Genomic DNA, 18,717 nt, shown 5'->3' with positions numbered 1-18,717 from the left:
CGTAACCAGAAGATTCGGGGGGCGACGGATTGACGCCGACGCGGGTTTGCGCGCCCCTCATCCTCGTTTCCACGCTTTGCGTGGAAATGCCCCTCTTCGACGCTCTGCGTCGTGTGAAACAGTGGCACCGGGGCCTTTTTTCCGTTACTTCGTGCAAGGACGCAGAGCGTCCAAGGTGGCCGGTTACGACGCAGAGCGTCGTAACCAGAAGATTCGGGGGGCGACGGATTGATGCCGACGCGGGTTTGCGCGCCCCTCTTCCTGTCACCTGTTTCAAAGAAGCCCGGCTTCTCTGAAGTAGCGGGTCGCCCCCTCGTGAAGCGGCGCGCTGAGGCCGTCCTTCACCATCTCCGCCTTCTTCAGGTGGTTGAAGGCGGGGTGGAGGCGGCGGAAACGGTCGAAGTGGTCGAACACCGCCTTGACCACCTGGTAGACCGCCTCGGCGGAGGTGCGGGTGGAGCCGACCAGGGTGGCGCCGACGCCGAAGGTGGGGACGTCGGCGTCGTTGCCACGGTACATGCCGCCGGGGATCACCGCCTTGCGGTAGTAGGCGTTGTCGGCCACCAGTTGGTCGATGGCCGCCCCCTCCACCGGTACCAGCACCGCGTCACAGGCGGTGGTCGCCTCCTTGATCGAGCCGGAGGGGTGGCCGACGGTGAAGACGATGGCGTCGATCTTGTTGTCGCAGAGCGCCTTCGACTGCTCGGCCGATTTCAGTTCGGAGGCGAGGGTGAAGTCGGATTTCTGCCAGCCCAGCGCCTGCATCACCACCTCCATGGTGGCGCGCTGGCCGGAACCGGGGTTGCCGATGTTGACCCGCTTGCCCTTCAGGTCGGCGAAGGTGTGGATGCCGGAATCGGCGCGGGCGACCACGGTGAACGGTTCGGCGTGGAGCGAGAACAGCGCGCGCAGCTCCGGGTTGGGCCCCTGTTCGGCGAAGCGGTCGGTGCCGTGGTAGGCGTGGTACTGCCAGTCGGACTGGGCGACGCCGAGGTCGAGCTCGCCGCTGCGGATGGTGTTGAGGTTGTAGATCGAGCCGCCGGTGGACTCCACCGAGCAGTGGATGTGGTGCTTGTCCTGGTCCTTGTTGACCAGCCGGCAGATGGCGCCGCCGGCGGGGTAGTAGACACCGGTCACGCCGCCGGTGCCGATGGTGATGAAGGTGGTCTCCTCGGCCTGGGCGCCGAGGCCGAAAGTGAGGCCGGCGAGCAGCGCGGCGCCGAGCAGGGTGCGGCGTTTCAACATGGTCGGGGGTCTCTCTCTATGAAATGATCAACCGCAGATTAACGCAGATCGGCGCAGATTAGATGGGAAAAATCTGCGCCAATCTGCGCCAATCTGCGTTAATCTGCGGTTCGTCTGTATCGGTGCTGAATCGCTGTGTGTCGGTGCGGTGGCGTCGAGCTACTTCTTCGATTTCTTCGACTTCTTGTCCTTCTTGCCCCCTTCGGCGGCGGCCTCCGCCTCGCCCTTGACGCCGTTGAGCTTCTCCTCGAGCAGCACCAGTTCGGGCTCCTTGACCGTGCCACGCACCTTGTGCAGCGCCTTGTCGAGGCGGTCGCAGACGGTCTGCAGGGCCTGGATACGGGCGAACTTCTTGTCGTTGCCGGCGATGATCGTCCATGGCGAGTAGGTGGTGGAGGTGTGGGCGACCATGTCGTTGACCGCGGCCACGTAGTCGTCCCACTTTTCGCGGTTGCGCCAGTCCTCGTCGGTGATCTTGTGCTGCTTGTAGGCGACCTGCTCGCGCTCCTTGAAGCGGCGCAGCTGCTCGTCCTTGTCGATGTGCAGCCAGAACTTGATCAGCACCACGCCGTGTTCGGTCAGCTGCTCCTCGAACTCGTTGATCTCCAGGTAGGCGCGGCTCCACTCGTGTTCCTTGGCGAAGCCCTCGACCCGCTCGACCAGTACCCGGCCGTACCAGGAGCGGTCGTAGATGGTCACCTTGCCGCGGCGCGGGATGTGACGCCAGAAACGCCAGAGGTAGTGGTGGGCGCGCTCCTCGTCGGTGGGGGCGGCGATCGGGATCACCTGGTAGTGGCGGGCGTCCATGGCGGCGGTCATGCGGCGGATGTTGCCGCCCTTGCCGCCGGCGTCCGAGCCCTCGTAGACCACCACGGTGGAGATGCGGTTGTCGTAGGCCTCCTGGGCGAGGCGGTGGAGCTTGGCCTGGTAGTAGGTGAGCTTCTTCTTGTAGGTCTCGTCGTCGAGGTGCTGGGTGAGATCGACGTGGTCGAGGATGGTGACGTTGGCGGTGGGCACCTCGGGGCGGCGCATCATCGGCGCCTGCCGCGGTTCGCCTTGGCGGTGCGCTTCGAGGCGGCGGTTGAGCGCCTCCAGCAGCGTCATGCCGACGGTGAGGTCGCGGTAGCGGGTGTCCTCGGATTCGACCAGCACCCACGGGGCGACGCCGGTGTCGGAGAAGCGGATCGCCCGTTCGGAGACCTCGATGATGCGGTCGTAGTGGTCGAGGTTCTCCTTCGCCTCCTTGGAGACGCGCCAGGAGTGGAAGGGGTTCTTGCTCAGTTTCTTCAGCCGCTTGCGCTGCCCGTCCTTGGAGAGATGGAGCCAGAACTTGAGGATCACCGCGCCGTCGTCGACCAGCATCTTCTCGAAGAATTGGATGCGCTTGAGCTGGTGATCGAAGCGGGAGAGTTCGGTCTCGCCGGCGATGTGCTGGCGGATCGGCTCGAGGTACCAGCCGCCGAACATGATGCCGATCTTGCCGCGGCCGGGGAGCGCGCGCCAGAAGCGCCAGTAGCGGGGCCGCTCGCGCTCCTCGTCGGAGGGGTTGCCGAAGGCGGAGGCCTCCAGCCAGCGGGGATCGAGCCATTCGTGAAGCAGGTTGATCACCTCGCCGCGGCCGGCGCCGTCGACGCCGCCGATGATGATGATCACCGGGGTATTGGTCTCCTGCAGCGCCAACTGCGCCTGGAGCAACTGGGCACGCAGTTCCGGCACCTGCTTCTTGTATTCGTCTTTCGGGACCGACCGCCCCAACTCCGCCGCCTCAAACATCGCGTTCCTCCTCGGGAATCGCTATCGCGCTTCCCGTATTTATTATGGGAATGAGTTGTCCAATCCCCGATTAGAACAGAAATCGGAAGCCATGTGGCGAATTCTATGATGTCGTTTCGTCCAATAGCGGGAGCATTTTCACCCCAATACCTGATTCTTTTGTGAGCGTGCGCCAATGGGGCGCGCAACGCGCGCCCCATTGGCGCACGCTCACAAAAGAATCAGGGTGCCGAGGCCCAGGAAGGCCATGAAGCCGACCACGTCGGTGACTGTGGTCAGTACCACCGAGCCGGCCAGCGCCGGGTCGATGCCGACGCGGCGCAGGAACAGCGGGATGCCCACGCCGGCCAATGCCGCGGCCAACTGGTTGATGATCATCGCGCAGGCGATGACCAGCCCGATGTCGGGGTCCTTGAACCACCACCAGGCGACCAGTCCCACCGCCGCCGCCCAGATCAGCCCGTTGAGCAGCCCCACCAGCAGCTCCTTGGCGACCAGCCAGCGGGTGTTGCCGCCGCCCACCTGGCCCAGCGCCAGGCCGCGGATCACCAGGGTCAGGGTCTGGCTGCCGGCGATGCCGCCCATGCTGGCGACGATCGGCATCAGCACGGCGAGCGCCACCACCTTCTCCAGGGTCACCTCGAACAGGCCGATCACCCACGAGGCGAGAAAGGCGGTGCACAGGTTGATGCCGAGCCACACCGCGCGGCGCTGGGTGCTCGGTACCACCGGGGCGAAGAGGTCCTCGTCCTCGTCGAGACCGGCCATGCCGAGCAGCGAGTGTTCGCCTTCGTCGCGGATGACGTCGACCACGTCGTCGATGGTGATACGACCGAGCAGATGGCCCTCGTTGTCCACCACCGGGGCGGAGACCAGGTCGCGGTGCTCGAACAGCGCCGCGACGTCGTTGTCCTCGGTGGCGGCGTTGATCCCCTCCAGGCTACGGTCCATCACCTCGCCGACGGTGAGGTTGGGGTTCTGGGTGAGCAGCACGGTGAGCGGCAGCAGACCGATGTAGACGTCGAAGCGGTTGACCACGATCAGGCTATCGGTGAGCGCCGGCAGCTCGCCGCGCATGCGTAGGTAGCGCAGCACCACATCGAGCGGCACGTCGGGCCGCACGGTGATGGTGTCGGTGTTCATCAGGCCGCCGGCGCTGTCCTCGGGGTAGGAGAGCACCGCCTCCAGGCGCCGCCGGTTCTGGCTGTCCATGGAGCGCAGGACCTCTTGGGTCACCGCGTCCGGCAGGTCCTGGAGGAGGTCGGCCAGGTCGTCGGTGTCGAGGCCCTCGGTGGCCGCCACCAGCTCCTCGTCGTCCATGTGGCGGATCAGCGCGGCGCGCACCTCGTCGCTGACCAGCACCAGGATCTCGCCGTCCATCTCCGGGTCCACCAGCTCCCACACCAGCTCGCGCTGGGCGGGCGGCAGTGCCTCCAGCAGGTGGGCGGTCTCGGCGGGGTGGAGTTCGTTGAGCAGCCGCCGCACGCGCAGCAGCGTGCCGCTCTCCAGGGCTTCGGTGAAGCGCCGCAGGCGACCCTGGAAATCGTTGTTGTCAGCGGCTGGGGACATCGGTAGGGCTCAACGGGCGGGACGGACGACGGGGCCGCCTATTGTAGTCCGTCGAGTGCCGTCGACAAATGGCGGAGATAGGCACTCGCCCCCGACATGGAGAATCAACCTCGGATTGACGCGGATCTTCGCAGATGAATGTTCAGTCCAATCTGCGTCAATCTGCGGCTCCTAGAGGGGGAGCGGTTGCTGGCGCAGAAGGATTTTCGTCGCGGTTTCGTCGGCGTGTATAGTCTCTTCATCATTTACCACAGGGGGAGATGCCCACATGCGTTGCCACGAGGTCGACTACGAAATCCTGGGTTCGGAGATGCAGTTGGTGGAGGTGGAGCTGGATCCGGGCGAGACGGTGATCGCCGAGGCGGGGGCGATGACCTACATGGAGGAGGGGATCGACTTCGAGGCCCGCATGGGCGACGGTTCCGAGGCCGATCAGGGACTGATGGGCAAGCTCTTCTCTGCCGGCAAGCGGGTCTTCACCGGCGAGTCGATTTTCACCACCCACTTCACCAACCGCGGCCGCAGCAAGCGCCGGGTTGCCTTCGCCGCGCCCTATCCCGGCAACATCGTCCCGCTGGACATGGGCAAACTGGGCGAGCGGGTCACCTGTCAGAAGGATGCCTTCCTCTGTGCCGCCCTCGGCACGCGGATCGACATCACCTTCAACCGCCGACTCGGCAGCGGTCTGTTCGGCGGTGAGGGATTCATCCTGCAGACCCTGGAGGGGGACGGCATGGCCTTCATCCAGGCCGGCGGGACGATCGTCGAGAAGCGGTTGGATGGGGAGACGCTGCGGGTCGACACCGGCTGCCTGGTGGGTTTCACCGGCGGCATCGACTACGACATCGAGCGGGCCGGCAACCTCAAGTCGATGGTCTTCGGCGGCGAGGGGCTGTTCCTGGCGACGCTGCGCGGCCACGGTACGGTGTGGCTGCAGAGCCTGCCCTTCTCACGGATGGCCGACCGCATCCTCGCCAATGCCCCCTCCGCCGGTGGCAGCGCCCAGGGGGAGGGCTCGGTACTCGGCGGCATCGGCCGCTTGCTGGACGGGGACTGATCGAGCGACGCCTTTCATACCCCTATGCACCCTATGTTTCCCAAGGGGGAGATAACACGAAGATCGTGATGGCTCAGGTCTTGGCGGCTGGGGAGTGGCGGTGAGGGTGGTGAGATGGTTGCCTTCGTTCCGCTTCATGCCCTTCATGATTGAGCGGGCCTTGGGTTGGCCTTCATACCCGATGGCGGTTGGGGGCGCTGGTGACGTACCAGCGGCGGTGCATGCGCACCGGCAGCGGATCGGGGCGGCGCTGGAGGCGGCGCGGGGGGCGGAGGGTGGCGAGGCGGCGCAGCACGGTGGTGGCGGCGCCGGTGACGGTGAGGATGGCGAGGATCAGGCCGGTCATGGCGGTTCTCCCTGGGGTTTGGTGTTCAGTGGATGTCAGTTGAAGGGGAGCCGGAGCTGGCTCTCCCGGTCTCCGGCGTGACCGCCGCGACGTTTGAGGAGCCGGACGCCGACGCCTTGCGGACGCGGCCGCAGGGAGAGCCGCAGGGCCGCCGGGGAGGGGCGGTCGTGGCGTTCGGCAGGGCGGAACAGCACGCCCCAGCAGCCGCGGGCCTCGGCGGCCAGTTGGAGGCGGCGCAGGGCACGGTCGTCGGCCTTGCCGGGCCAGGCGAGGACCGCGCCGCAGGTGCCGGAGCGCAACGCCTGTTCGGTGGCCCAGAGGGCATCGGCCTGGCTGCGCGGATGGACCAGCAGGACCTTGGCGAGATCGACTTCGTGGGCGGCCAGGGCTGGGGCGTAGGGGATGTGGGGGGGGGCGATCCAGGCGATCCAGCGCCCCTCCTGGCTCAATCGGGCGAGGGCCGGCATCAGCAGGCCCAGTTCGCCGACCCCTTCTTCGTCGTAGTGGAGTTCGGTGAGGGCCCCTTGGGGCCAGCCGCCGCCGAGCCGTTCGTCCAGTTCGTCGAAGCCGCTGGCGAGGGGATGACGCTCCTCTCCGGGGGTGCCGGCGCGCCAGATGTCGCCGCGCTCGGCAAGCAGGCTCTCCAGTGATTCGTTCATAGCGGGTTGCCGTTGCGGATGACGCCGACACCGAGCCCCTCGATGGTCAGTTCGTCGCGGCTGAGGTCCAGTTCGATCGGGGAGAAGTCGGGGTTCTCGGCGATCAGCCGCACCTTGTTGCCCCGCTTTTCGAAGCGCTTCACCGTCACCTCGTCCTCGATGCGGGCGACGACGATCTGGCCGTTGCGCGCTTCGCGGGTCTGGTGGACCGCCAGCAGGTCGCCGTCGAGGATCCCCACATCCTTCATGCTTAGGCCCCGCACCCGCAGCAGGTAGTCGGCGCGGGGCTGGAACAGGTGGGGGTCGAGCTGGAAGTGCGCCTCCACATGCTCGGTGGCGAGGATCGGGCTGCCGGCGGCGACCCGGCCGACCAGGGGGAGCCCCGGATCCAGCTCTTCGGTCAGGCGAATGCCGCGGGCGTTGCCGGGGGTGAGTTCGATCGCCCCCTTGCGGGCCAGGGCGCGCAGGTGCTGCTCGGCGGCGTTGGGGGAGCGGAAGCCGAAGTAGAGGGCGATCTCGGCACGGGTGGGGGGGGCGTTGTTCTCCTCCACGTGGCGGCGGATCATGTCGAGGATCTGTTGCTGGCGGGCGGTGAGATTTTCCATGGTGGGTTGTCCATGTCTTTCTGTACAGTGATTGGGAGTATATACAGTCTGAAGGAAATGGCAAGGGGTAGGTCACACGGAGGAAGTCGTCATCTAATGATTCGGATGAACCGGTCGCGCTGCGTTCAGTCCGAAAGGCAAATAAGCGGTGGGGCCCTGGCCGGGCTTCTCAGGCCGCCGCCAGCATTTTCAGGGCCGCGATGAGCACCTCTTTGCGGATCGGCTTGGTCAGGTGGAGATCGCAGCCCGCCGCCAGGCTGCGCTGTTCGTCCTCTTTGAGGGCGTGGGCGGTGAGGGCGACGATGGTCATCGCTTCGCGCCGCTCTTCCCGCTCCCAGGCGCGGATTCTCCGGGTCGCCTCATGACCGTCCATCACCGGCATCTGGATGTCCATCAGGATGAGGTCGAAGTGCTCGCTCTTTGCCGCCTCGACGGCCTCCTGGCCGTTGATCACGGTGTGGATCGTGTGGGGGGACTTCCTGAGATAGGTCTCGATGAGCAGCGAGTTGTCCGGGGCATCCTCTGCGAGCAGGATTTTCAGACCCTTTCCATGACTTGGCGCATCGCTGGGGGTGGCGTCGGCAGGCGGCGTGTCGGCCACCGCTGCGGGGAGGGCGTTCGGTTGGGCTTCGGGCAGCTCGATCCGCTCCAAGGGGAGCGATACGACGAAGGTGGAACCCTTCCCCGGTTCACTTTCCACGCTGAGTTTTCCGTTGAGAAATTCGGTCAACCTGCAAACGATGGCCAACCCCAGGCCGGTACCGCCGAAGCGTCGGGTGTAGGAGCTGTCCACCTGGTTGAAGGGGGCGAAGATCCGCTCCTGATCCTCTTTGTCGATCCCGATACCGGTATCGCTGACGCTGAACGCCACCACTTTTTCGCGTCCACCGGACGGCGATGGTTTGACGGAGACCCGAACCTCGCCGCGCGGGGTGAATTTGATGGCGTTGCCGATCAGGTTGATGAGGATTTGGCGCAGCCGCCCTTCGTCTCCCAGCCATCCGCCCTCGATGTCGGGATCGATTTGGTGTCTCAGGATCACCTCTTTTCCCTGCGTCTGATCGTTGAAGACCATGAGCGCCGAGTCGATCAACTCGGCCATGTAGAAGGTCTCGTCGTGTCGTTCGAACAGGCCCGACTCCAGTTTGGCCATGTCGAGGATGTCGTCGATCAGCTGGAGAAGTCCTTTGCCCGCGCGCAGTTGTACCTCCAGGTATCCTCGCTGTTCCTTGTCCAGGGTGGTGTCGACGAGCATTTCGCCCATACCGAGGATGGCATTCAGTGGCGTGCGGGTCTCGTGGCTCATTACCGCAAGGAACTCGCTCTTGGCCTGACTGGCCCGTTCCGCCGACTCCTTGGCCTGGCGGAGGTCGGCCTCCATGCGTTTGCGTTCCTCGATCTCGCGGCGCAGTTTCCTGGTACGGGTGGCCACCGTCTCTTCCAGGTGCTGGCGGTGGTCCTCCAGTTCCGATTCCATGCGCCGCCGTTCGGAGATGTCGTGGAAGGCGACGACCGATCCGAGGACCCGGCCGTCGCGGAGGATCGGCGAGGCGCTGACGGTCACCGGAAACAGGGTGCCGTCGTCGTGCCGGAAGGCGTCCTGGTCATTGCGATAGCGGTTTCCCGCGGAGATCGAATGATCGATCGGACATGGGGCCTGCGGCGGCGGGTCGCCGTCGTGGTGGTGGAACAGCGTGTGGGGGTGCTGGCCGAGGAGCTGCCGTTCGGCGCGACCGAGCAGGCGGCAGGCCTCCGGGTTGACGTAGGTGATTCTCCCTGCGGTGTCGGCGACGTAGAGCCCTTCGGCGAGCGTCCCGGTGATCTCGCGCAGATGGCTTTCGCTTTCGGCCAAGGCGGCCACGCCGCGGCGGCGGGCGAGGGAGGCGCGGGCGAAGGCCCAGGTCAGTGCGGCGACGAGCAGCAGCAGCAGGATGCTGCTCCAGCAGACGATGGGATAGGTTCGATAGTCCAGCGCGGGCAGCGTGCCGGCGGGCCGGAAGGCGACGACCTTCCAGTGGTAGTTTCGCGGATCCAGCGGCGCGTCGCTGGGAGCGCCTGGATCGGTGCTGCCGGTGGTCGCGTATTGGCTCGGTTTCAGGGGGTAGACCGTCGCGTAGGTATAGAGTCCCTGCGTGGCCGAGACCGTCCCCTCGTCGTTTGAACGGATCTTTTCCCACACCGCGGGGAAACGCCGGGCGAAGCTCCGGCCGTGGGCCAGCATGAAACCCCACTCGTCGGCGGCGTCGGGGGCCGCCAGCCAGAATCCGTTCCGATTCAGCAGCATCCCCTCGGTCGCCGCAGCGGCGGCGGCCGAATGCGCCATCAAGTCACGATACTGGTCGAGCAGTAGGGCGGCTCGGTAGTTGACCAGGACGATGCCCCGTTTGCGTCCCTCCTGGTCGGTGACCGGGGTGCCGATACGGATGGTCGGCTTGTACGGAACCTCGATCTCGCCGTTTTCGACGTTCAGGTCCATGGGCGAGATGAAGATCCGGCCGGCCTCCAGCGCGAAGGTGTCGGTGAAGTAGTAGCGCCGCGCTTTGTCCTGCAGGCGTTCGGCGGACACCACCGCGGCACGGTGGCCGTCGTAGTTGACTCTGACCACCTCCCTGCCGTTCCCGTCCAGGTAGCGGATCTGGTCATACACCCGTTTCTGCGCGGAGAAATTGAGCAACGCCTGGCTGGCCTGACGATAGGCTTCGGCGTCTCCCCGATCGAGAAGCCGGTGCAGCGCCGGCTCTCCCGCCAGCACCTTGACGTCGGTGACGACGTCCTGGACGAGGTGGGCCAAGCGGTGGGCGGTCTGCCGGGCGACCGCCTGTTGGGACGCCTCCACCCGGGCTCGCGACACCTCCAGGTCCATCGACAGCATCAGCCAGATGCCGCCCAGCAGCAGGGCGGCGAGGGGGGCGAAGAGATAGGCGAAGCGGACCGCCAGCTCCCGCAACGGAGGGTTGGCTGTTTGCCGGTGGGGAATAGGGGTCATGCGCAATCGACTGACCGGGTTCGGTTCGATCAGTCCGTCACTCCTTTGCTGGTTCCGAAGGGTTCGCTCGCTGTTCCTGATACGCCCGTTCGCACTGGAGTCTAGCGCTCGGCAATACCCGTCGCCAGCAAACAAAAGGTTGGTCGAACGGGACCTTGACGCGTCTGTCTAACGATGGGAAATTGCAGTACCATGAGTTGATGTGTTTACTGCAAAAGAAAACATAATTCGATGAAAGGAAAAGAGAATATGGAAGATTTGAAGACTTCCGAAACGTGGCGGATCTTCCGCATCCAGGCCGAGCTGATCGACGGCGTCGAGACCCTCAACGAGCTGGGGCCGGCGGTGGCGATCTTCGGCAGCGCCCGGCTGAAGTCCGACAGCCCCTACTATCAGACCATCGAGCAGGTGGCCTACAACCTCTCCCGCGCCGGCTTCTCGATCATCACCGGCGGCGGCCCGGGGATCATGGAGGCGGCCAACAAGGGGGGGCACGACGGCAAGGGGGAGTCGGTGGGGCTCAACATCCAACTGCCCCACGAGCAGTCCCCCAACACCTATCAGGACATCAGCCTGGATTTCCGCTACTTCTTCGTGCGCAAGCTGATGTTCGTCAAGTATTCCATCGCCTACATCATCGCCCCGGGGGGCTTCGGCACCCTGGACGAGCTGTTCGAGGCGCTCACCCTGATCCAGACCGACAAGATCCGCCACTTCCCGGTGATCCTCATCGGCAAGAGCTACTGGGGCGGTCTGATCGAGTGGCTGCGCCAGACCATGCTCGCCACCGGCTGCATCGACAGCGGTGATCTCGATCTCTTCTATCTCTGCGACGACCCCGAGGAGGCGTCGCGGATCATCACCACCCACTACGTGGAGATCTCCCAGGACTATCCTTCGGACCGGCGTGACCGCAAGCGCTCGCCGTGAACGGGAGGGCGCTCTCCATCGCGCGCCTCCCTCGGGAGGCGTTTTTCATGGGGATTGCCTGAAAATACCTACATACAGGGCGAGGGGCGCCAAATAGACTGCGCAAAGGAGCAATTACATCGGGAGAGTGAGTTATGGCACGTCTGGCTAAAGGGCTGGGTTGGAGCGTCGTGTTGCTGCCGCTGCTGCTGGTGGGGTGCGACTGCGGCAAGGAGAGGGCGGCGCAGGCCGGGGGCACGCCTGCCGTGATGCCCACCGCCACACCACCGGGTGTCGCGCAGTCCCCGTCTCCGGAGGTCTCCCCCTCGGTATCGCCGACCCCGCCGCCGGCCGCCGTTCCCCAGCTCAACGCGGTGTTCTGGGAACAGAAGGCGCCGGAGTACCGCGCCGCTGCCCGTACCCTCTACGGCAACGCCCGGCTACGCCTCGATCAGGCCCTGGCCAACCCCGGATGGAGTGCGCTGGTCTCCCAGAACGACAATCGCATCACCACCCTGCCGCCGGCACCGGCGATCATCCTCGATATCGACGAAACGGTGCTCGACAACTCCCCGCTTTTTGCCCGCCAGGCAAAGGATCCGACGCTGGAGATGGGGCAGGCGTGGCGCGACTGGACCGCCGAGGGGAAGGCCGAGGCGGTGGCCGGGGCGGCGGATTTCGTCCGCTATGCGGTGAGGCGTGGGGTGGCCGTCTTTTTCGTCTCCAACCGCGCCTGCGACCAGGATGAGGCGACCCGCAGGAATCTCAGCGAGGCGGGCTTCCCGGAGGAGGGGGTCTACCTGATCTCGCGCAACACCGGTTACGCCGATCCCGATCAGGTGATCGCCTGCCCCGCGATGGAGTCGCTGGTCAAGAGGCTGCTCAATATCGACCAGCCGCGCTGGTATCTGGCCAAATTCCAGCGTCGCGCCGCCATCGGCAGCCGCTATCGGGTGCTGCTCCAGTTCGGCGACAGCCAGGGCGATTTCTACAGTACCCTGCCGGGTGCCAACGACTCGCCGGAGGAGCGCAAGCGGCTGCTGCTGGGACATCTCACCCCGCAGGAGCGTGACCGGATCGACCGGGATCACGCCGGTTATTACGCCGATCGTTGGATGGCCCTGCCCAATGCCGCTTACGGCAACTGGCAGTCGAGCTATCTGGGTTATCGCTCGCTGAGCGTGGGGCAGCAGGTGGCCGACGAGCTGAAGATGTTGAAGACCGATTGACCCTCGCAGGCGGTCTTGGTGGCGTAGGTCGGCGCTACCGCGCCGACGGAAACGGAGGCACCGCTGCTTGCCTTGCTTCCGGTCTTGACCGAACGGGGTACCGTTCGGAACGAGCGTGACGGCTCATACCCCGCTGCTTCCGTTCCGTCGGGGCAGTAGCCCCGACCTACGGCCTTCGGGAGGGAGCGTATCGATGACGGGAGCGTCATACCCTTCGCTCCTCTTTGCCTTTCGTTCATGGTAAAAGGCCGCCCCATTCTTCAGCAGTCCTCTCAACCGAGGATCAGCGCCGCCACCACCGCCCGGCCGTCGCCGGCGAGCAGGTTGTAGGTACGGATGGCGGCGGCGGTGTCCATCACCTCCAGGCCGATGCCGCGCTCGATCAGTGGTACGGTCAGCTCGGTGGCGGGGAAGGTGAGGTTGGCGCCGGTGCCGAGCAGCACCAGTTCGGGGTTCAGTTCGGCCAGCCGCCGGAAGTGGTCGGCAGTCAGCTCGGCGAGAGAGGGCGCCGTCCACTCGTCGATCACCCGCTCCCGCGACAGCGCCAGGCTGCCCTCGAAACGGCGCGCGCCGATGCGCGCCCAGCCGACACCGTAGGCGTCGATGCGCAGGCCGCCGAGGTGGCTGTCGAGGTCCAGTTGCATGGGGTCGATTGACACCTATTACAGGAGTGGTAATGTAGTCCGCTTCGGTCGCGTCGGCCGAAATTTCCCCGTAATATAGCGGATTTACAGCACCTTGATCGAAGAATTTCAGCGCATCAAGCGCCTCCCCCCCTACGTCTTCGCGATCGTCAACGACCTCAAGGCGAAGGCCCGCGCGCGCGGCGAGGACATCATCGACTTCGGCATGGGCAACCCCGACCAGCCGACGCCGAAGCACATCGTCGACAAGCTGTGCGAGGCCGCCCAGCGCAGCGATACCCACCGCTACTCCATGTCCAAGGGGATCCCGCGGCTGCGCCGGGCGATCTGCAACTGGTACAAGGAGAAGTTCGACGTCGATCTCGATCCGGAAAGCGAGGCGATCGTCACCATCGGTTCGAAGGAGGGGTTGGCCCACCTGGCGCTGGCCACCACCGGTCCCGGTGACGCGGTGCTGGTGCCCAATCCGGCCTATCCGATCCACCCCTACGGCTTCGTCATCTCCGGTGCCGACATCCGCCATGTGCCGCTGGTAGAGGGCAAGGACTTCTTCGAGGAGCTGCAGAAGGCGATCCGCGACTGCTGGCCGCGCCCCAAGTTCCTGCTCCTCAACTTCCCCGGCAACCCGACCACCCAGTGCGTCGAGCTCGACTTCTTCGAGAAGGTGGTGGAGATCTGCCGCGAGCACGAGATCTGGGCGGTCCACGACATCGCCTACGGCGAGATCGCCTTCGACGGCTACCAGCCGCCGTCGATCCTCCAGGTGCCCGGCGCCAAGGAGGTGGCGGTGGAGTTCTACTCCATGTCGAAGAGCTACAACATGCCCGGTTGGCGGGTCGGCTTCATGTGCGGCAACCCCACCCTGGTGGCGGCGCTGGGCCGGATGAAGTCCTACCTCGACTACGGCATGTTCACGCCGATCCAGGTGGCCTCGATCGCCGCCCTGGAGGGGCCGCAGGAGTGCGTCGCCGAGATCCGCGAGATGTACCGGCGGCGCCGCGACGTGCTCTGCGAGGGGCTCGGCGCGATCGGCTGGGAGGTGGAGAAGCCGAAGGCGACGATGTTCGTCTGGGCGCCGATTCCCGAGGCCTATCGCCCCCTCGGTTCGCTGGAGTTTTCCAAGAAGCTGCTCGACGAGGCGAAGGTGGCGGTCTCCCCCGGTATCGGCTTTGGCGAGTATGGCGACGACCACATCCGCTTCGGCCTGATCGAAAATGAGCACCGCACGCGCCAGGCGATCCGCGGTATCCGTGAAATGTTCCGCAAGGATGGCCTGATTTGACCTCCAATCCCCCTGTAGATGCCGCCAAGGCCGCCACCATGCTGCGCCCCCTGAACAAATCCTCGAAGCTGGACAACGTCTACTACGACATCCGCGGCCCGGTGATGGAGCACGCCCGCCTGATGGAGGAGGAGGGGCACCGGATCCTCAAGCTCAATCTGGGCAATCTGGCTCCCTTCGGCTTCGATGCGCCCGAGGAGATCCAGCAGGATGTGATCCATAACCTGCCGCTCGCCTCCGGTTACTCCGAGTCAAAGGGGATGTTCTCCGCCCGCAAGGCGATCATGCACTACTGCCAGAGCAAGCACATTGCCGGGGTGGGGATGGAGGACATCTACATCGGCAACGGCGTCTCCGAGCTGATCGTGATGGCGATGCAGGCGCTGCTCAACAACGGCGACGAGGTGCTGGTGCCGGCCCCCGACTACCCGCTGTGGACCGCCGCGGTGAGTCTCGGCGGCGGCACCCCGCGCCACTACCTGTGCGACGAACAGGCCGAGTGGATGCCCGACCTGGACGACATCCGCAGCCGCATTACCGCCAACACCCGCGCCCTGGTGATCATCAACCCCAACAACCCCACCGGCGCCCTCTACTCGGACGAGCTGCTGCAGGAGCTGATCGAGATCGCCCGCCAGCACCAGCTGATCCTTTTCGCCGACGAGATCTACGACAAGATGCTCTACGACGGCGCCAAGCACACCTCGGTCGCCTCGTTCGCCGACGACGTCTTCTTCGTCACCTTCAACGGCCTGTCGAAGAACTACCGCGCCTGCGGCTACCGCGCCGGCTGGATGGTGGTCTCCGGCGAGAAGCGTCACGCCGTCGACTACATCGCCGGCCTCGACATCCTCGCCTCGATGCGGCTCTGCTCCAACGTGCCGGGGCAGTTCGCGATCCAGACCGCGCTCGGCGGCTACCAGAGCATCGACGACCTGGTCGCACCCGGCGGTCGCCTGCGCCGCCAGCGCGATCAGGCCTGGGAGGCGCTCAACGCGCTGCCCGGGGTGAGCTGCGTCAAACCCAGCGCCGGGCTCTACCTGTTCCCGCGCCTCGATCCGGCGATGTATCCGATCAGCGACGATCAGGAGTTCGCCCTGAAGTTGCTCAAGGAGGAGAAGGTGCTGGTGGTCCAGGGGAGCGGTTTCAACTGGCCGGCTGCCGACCACTTCCGCATGGTCTTCCTGCCCAACAGCGACGATCTCCAGGAGGCGATGACCCGTATCGAGCACTTCCTGCATCGTTACAACAAGCTGCACGCCTGATTCCACACACGAACCCACACCAGAGAAGATCCTGCCATGAATCCCGTGAAAGTCGGCCTGCTCGGCCTTGGTACCGTCGGTGGCGGTACCGTCACCGTGTTGCAACGCAACGGCGAGGAGATCGCCCGCCGCGCCGGCCGCGCCATCCAGATCACCCACGCCGCCGCCCGCTCCCTGGACAAGCCGCGCCCCTTCAGCACCGAGGGGATGACCCTCTCCAGCGACCCCTTCGCGGTGGTCAACGACCCTGAGGTGGCGGTGGTGGTGGAGCTGATCGGCGGCTACGAGCTGGCCCGCGATCTGGTGATGCAGGCGATCGACAACGGCAAGCACGTGGTCACCGCCAACAAGGCGATGATCGCCAAGTACGGCAACGAGATCTTCGCCCGCGCCCAAGAGAAGGGCGTGATGGTCGCCTTCGAGGCGGCGGTGGCCGGCGGCATCCCGATCATCAAGGCGTTGCGCGAGGGGCTTGCCGCCAACCGCATCCAGTGGCTCGCCGGGATCATCAACGGCACCGGCAATTTCATCCTCACCGAGATGCGCGACAAGGGGCGTGACTTCGCAGACGTGCTCGCCGAGGCGCAGGCGCTGGGTTACGCCGAGGCCGACCCGACCTTCGATGTCGAGGGGATCGACGCGGCCCACAAGCTGACCATCCTCGCCTCCATCGCCTTCGGCGTGCCGCTGCAGTTCGACAAGGCATTCACCGAAGGGATCACCCGGATCACCCGCGAGGACGTCTGCTACGCCGAGGAGCTGGGCTACCGGATCAAGCACCTGGGCGTCTCGCGGCGCACCGAGGCGGGGATCGAACTGCGCGTCCACCCCACCCTGATCCCGCATCGTCGGTTGATCGCCAATGTCGATGGGGTGATGAACGCGGTGCTGGTGAAGGGCGACGCGGTGGGGCCGACCCTCTATTACGGCGCCGGTGCCGGCGCGGAGCCGACCGCCTCGGCGGTGGTCGGCGATCTGGTGGACGTGGTCCGCGCGCTCACCTCCGACCCGGAGAACCGGGTGCCCCATCTGGCGTTCCAGCCCGATCGGCTCTCCGACCTGCCGATCCTGCCGGTGGAGGCGACCGAGACCGCCTACTACCTGCGCATGGAGGCGGACGACCGTCCCGGCGTGCTCGCCGACATCACCCGTATCTTCGGCGAATCCGGCATCAGCATCGAGGCGTTCATCCAGAAGGAGCCCGCCGAAGGTGCGGTCCATGTGCCGTTGATCCTGCTCACCCAGCGGGTCAACGAGGGCAAGATGAACGAGGCGATCGGCCGCATCGAGGCGCTCTCCTGCATCAACGGTGCGGTGACCCGCATCCGGGTCGAACACCTCGACGCCTGATCCATCTGGCCGGGAGAGGGCCTTGCTGCCGTGGTGTGCGTAGGTCGCCGCTACTGCGGCGACGTAAACGGGGTTCGTTAATGGTCCCGGTGAACAGGGTTTGAACGGCCGTGTTCTCGGCGCATGAAACCGGCCTATTGGTGGGTTTGGGCGTTGACTTGTCGTAGTGCATCCTGCTTTATTTGCCCTGCATGCCGCCCGGGTCTGAGCAGGGCGGGACCCGCTGAGGGCGGGTCAGACCGTGTGCCGAGGTCTTCGCCCGCACCACCCAACAGTTACTCGACTCCCTCAAGCCGCTACGCTCCTTCGGCCGGCCGATTCCCGCGGTGCGCGCCCTGCTCAGCTGCACCAAGAACACCAATCTGGCGCAGCGCTACACCGCCTACATCCGCGAACACTACGCCAACGACCACGGCGCGGGTTGGAGAACGTGGGCAACGAATGGACGCTGGTTTGCCTCGCGTGGAATTTGAAAAGGGTGGCCGTATTGCGCCTGGATTGCGCGCAGAGGGCGTGAAATGGAGGCCAGATCGTGCGCGTTGCCCGAAATGAAGCGCGATCCAGGTAAAGACAGGGTATAAAGTCGATTTTTTTGGCTGGTGAGAGAGCTTTGGCAGCCTTGCTCGCTCGGCTCTGGCATACTTCTCGGCGCCGATTTCTTAACCTTCCCAACAACGGCAGGAACCGCCTCGCGGATGCACTTTGGTGCGGCGTGGACGGTGGCTGGCGGCAACCAACAGGATTTTCAGTGATGAGCGACGAGTGGACTTCGGATCGGCCCAAGGGGGAGGAGCGCAAGCCCGGATGGGAGCGCGAGATGCTCGAGAAGTTGGCCTTCGCGGCGGTCACCGAGCAGCGGCGGGCGCGGCGCTGGGGGATCTTCTTCAAGCTGGCGCTGCTCGCCTATTTCGTCGCCGCACTGGCGATGTTCAGCGTCAATTCGCTGAACGAGAAGCATCTGGTCGACGGCAAGCACACCGCGGTGGTGCGGGTCGACGGGATCATCGCGGCGGATTCCAAGGCGAGTGCCGACAAGGTGATCGCGGGGCTGCGCGACGCCTTCGAGGACCAGGGTACCGAGGGGGTGATCCTGAAGATCAACAGCCCCGGCGGCAGTCCGGTGCAGGCCGGCTACGTCTACGACGAGATCAAGCGGCTGCGCGAGGAGTATCCGGAGATCCCGCTCTACGCGGTGGTCGCCGACATGTGCGCCTCCGGCGGCTACTACATCGCCGCGGCGGCGGACAGGATCTACGCCGACAAGGCGAGCGTGGTGGGTTCCATCGGGGTGCTGATGGACGGCTTCGGCTTTGTCGGCTCGATGGAAAAGCTGGGGGTGGAGCGGCGGCTGATGACCTCGGGCGAGCACAAGGGGATGCTCGACCCCTTCTCGCCGAGCGATGCCGAGGAGAGCGCCCACATGCAGACGCTGCTCGAGGCGATCCATCGCCAGTTCATCGACGCGGTGAAGCAGGGGCGGGGGGATCGCTTGAAGGGGGACGAGAAGACCCTCTTCAGCGGCCTCTTCTGGACCGGCGAGCAGGCGCAGGCGCTGGGCCTGGTGGATGAGCTGGCCGGGCCGGACTACGTCGCCCGCGAGGTGATCGGCGCCGAGGAAACGGTCGACTTCTCCCACAAGCGCGAGTGGATCGATCGCTTCGCCGATCGCATCGGCGCCACCGGCGCTCACGCCCTGCTGCAACTGGTTGGCAGTGCGCCGGAGATCCGCTGAGGTCTTGGACTATAGGGCGTGCCGTGCGCGCCGTGCCAATAGGAACTGCCGGTCGGACAGCTCGTT

General features: G+C 65.5%; 15 protein-coding genes. 7 read left to right on the top strand and 8 right to left on the bottom strand.

Annotated features, from left to right (window positions below; all coding sequences use genetic code 11):
• Nucleotides 1-273: 273 nt before the first annotated feature.
• The 3 genes from ACYQ2W_RS09170 to mgtE form a co-directional block, all read right to left on the bottom strand.
• Nucleotides 274-1,245 (bottom strand): TAXI family TRAP transporter solute-binding subunit, encoded by a 972-nt coding sequence (locus ACYQ2W_RS09170; protein WP_459865509.1) that lies wholly within the window; start codon nt 1,243-1,245, stop codon nt 274-276.
• A gap of 159 nt (nt 1,246-1,404) precedes the next feature.
• Entirely contained in the window at nt 1,405-3,018 is a 1,614-nt protein-coding gene (pap, locus tag ACYQ2W_RS09165) for a polyphosphate:AMP phosphotransferase (RefSeq protein ID WP_459865507.1), read from the bottom strand.
• A 210-nt stretch (nt 3,019-3,228) separates the two neighbouring features.
• On the bottom strand, nt 3,229-4,587 hold the full coding sequence (gene mgtE / locus ACYQ2W_RS09160) for a magnesium transporter (protein WP_459865505.1): 1,359 nt from the start codon (nt 4,585-4,587) through the stop codon (nt 3,229-3,231).
• Nucleotides 4,588-4,855: 268 nt separating this feature from the next.
• Here mgtE and ACYQ2W_RS09155 point away from each other — a divergent pair, with 268 nt between their 5' ends.
• Nucleotides 4,856-5,644, top strand: a complete 789-nt coding sequence (locus tag ACYQ2W_RS09155) for a TIGR00266 family protein (RefSeq protein ID WP_459865503.1) — start codon at nt 4,856-4,858, stop codon at nt 5,642-5,644.
• A 172-nt stretch (nt 5,645-5,816) separates the two neighbouring features.
• On the opposite strand, the gene ACYQ2W_RS09150 is transcribed toward ACYQ2W_RS09155, so the two are convergent.
• From ACYQ2W_RS09150 to ACYQ2W_RS09135, 4 genes are all read right to left on the bottom strand, one after another.
• Complete coding sequence (locus tag ACYQ2W_RS09150) at nt 5,817-5,990, bottom strand: hypothetical protein (protein WP_459865501.1); 174 nt, start codon at nt 5,988-5,990, stop codon at nt 5,817-5,819.
• 35 nt (nt 5,991-6,025) lie between these two features.
• A complete protein-coding gene (gene imuA / locus ACYQ2W_RS09145; protein ID WP_459865499.1) occupies nt 6,026-6,649 on the bottom strand; it encodes a translesion DNA synthesis-associated protein ImuA in 624 nt (207 codons plus the stop codon).
• Nucleotides 6,646-7,254: a transcriptional repressor LexA gene (gene lexA / locus ACYQ2W_RS09140; RefSeq protein ID WP_459865497.1), complete on the bottom strand. Its 609-nt coding sequence runs from the start codon at nt 7,252-7,254 to the stop codon at nt 6,646-6,648. The genes imuA and lexA overlap by 4 nt, the downstream gene beginning before the upstream one ends.
• Nucleotides 7,255-7,423: 169 nt before the next feature.
• Entirely contained in the window at nt 7,424-10,240 is a 2,817-nt protein-coding gene (locus ACYQ2W_RS09135) for an ATP-binding protein (RefSeq protein WP_459865495.1), read from the bottom strand.
• Between the two features lie 249 nt (nt 10,241-10,489).
• Here ACYQ2W_RS09135 and ACYQ2W_RS09130 point away from each other — a divergent pair, with 249 nt between their 5' ends.
• The gene (locus ACYQ2W_RS09130; RefSeq protein WP_459865493.1) at nt 10,490-11,170 is read left to right on the top strand and encodes an LOG family protein; all 681 of its coding nucleotides are present in this window, start codon (nt 10,490-10,492) and stop codon (nt 11,168-11,170) included.
• Between the two features lie 134 nt (nt 11,171-11,304).
• Nucleotides 11,305-12,378 carry a 5'-nucleotidase, lipoprotein e(P4) family gene (locus tag ACYQ2W_RS09125; protein ID WP_459865491.1) on the top strand — a complete coding sequence of 358 codons (1,074 nt, stop codon included), beginning with the start codon at nt 11,305-11,307 and terminating at the stop codon, nt 12,376-12,378.
• A 272-nt stretch (nt 12,379-12,650) separates the two neighbouring features.
• On the opposite strand, the gene ACYQ2W_RS09120 is transcribed toward ACYQ2W_RS09125, so the two are convergent.
• Entirely contained in the window at nt 12,651-13,022 is a 372-nt protein-coding gene (locus tag ACYQ2W_RS09120) for an Mth938-like domain-containing protein (protein WP_459865489.1), read from the bottom strand.
• A gap of 94 nt (nt 13,023-13,116) precedes the next feature.
• On the opposite strand from ACYQ2W_RS09120, the gene alaC reads away from it, so the two are divergent.
• The 4 genes from alaC to ACYQ2W_RS09100 all read left to right on the top strand — a co-directional run bounded on the left by alaC (nt 13,117) and on the right by ACYQ2W_RS09100 (nt 18,651).
• A complete protein-coding gene (gene alaC, locus ACYQ2W_RS09115) occupies nt 13,117-14,304 on the top strand; it encodes an alanine transaminase (protein WP_459865487.1) in 1,188 nt (395 codons plus the stop codon).
• On the top strand, nt 14,301-15,569 hold the full coding sequence (locus ACYQ2W_RS09110) for a pyridoxal phosphate-dependent aminotransferase (protein ID WP_459865485.1): 1,269 nt from the start codon (nt 14,301-14,303) through the stop codon (nt 15,567-15,569). Before alaC ends, ACYQ2W_RS09110 begins: the two co-directional genes overlap by 4 nt.
• A 36-nt stretch (nt 15,570-15,605) precedes the next feature.
• On the top strand, nt 15,606-16,919 hold the full coding sequence (locus ACYQ2W_RS09105; RefSeq protein WP_459865483.1) for a homoserine dehydrogenase: 1,314 nt from the start codon (nt 15,606-15,608) through the stop codon (nt 16,917-16,919).
• Between the two features lie 751 nt (nt 16,920-17,670).
• Complete coding sequence (locus ACYQ2W_RS09100; protein WP_459865481.1) at nt 17,671-18,651, top strand: S49 family peptidase; 981 nt, start codon at nt 17,671-17,673, stop codon at nt 18,649-18,651.
• The last annotated feature ends 66 nt before the right edge of the window (nt 18,652-18,717 follow it).

This window comes from Endothiovibrio diazotrophicus (assembly GCF_054657215.1).
Note: the sequence above shows the minus strand (reverse complement) of the source record. Positions and strands in the feature narration are given on the sequence as shown.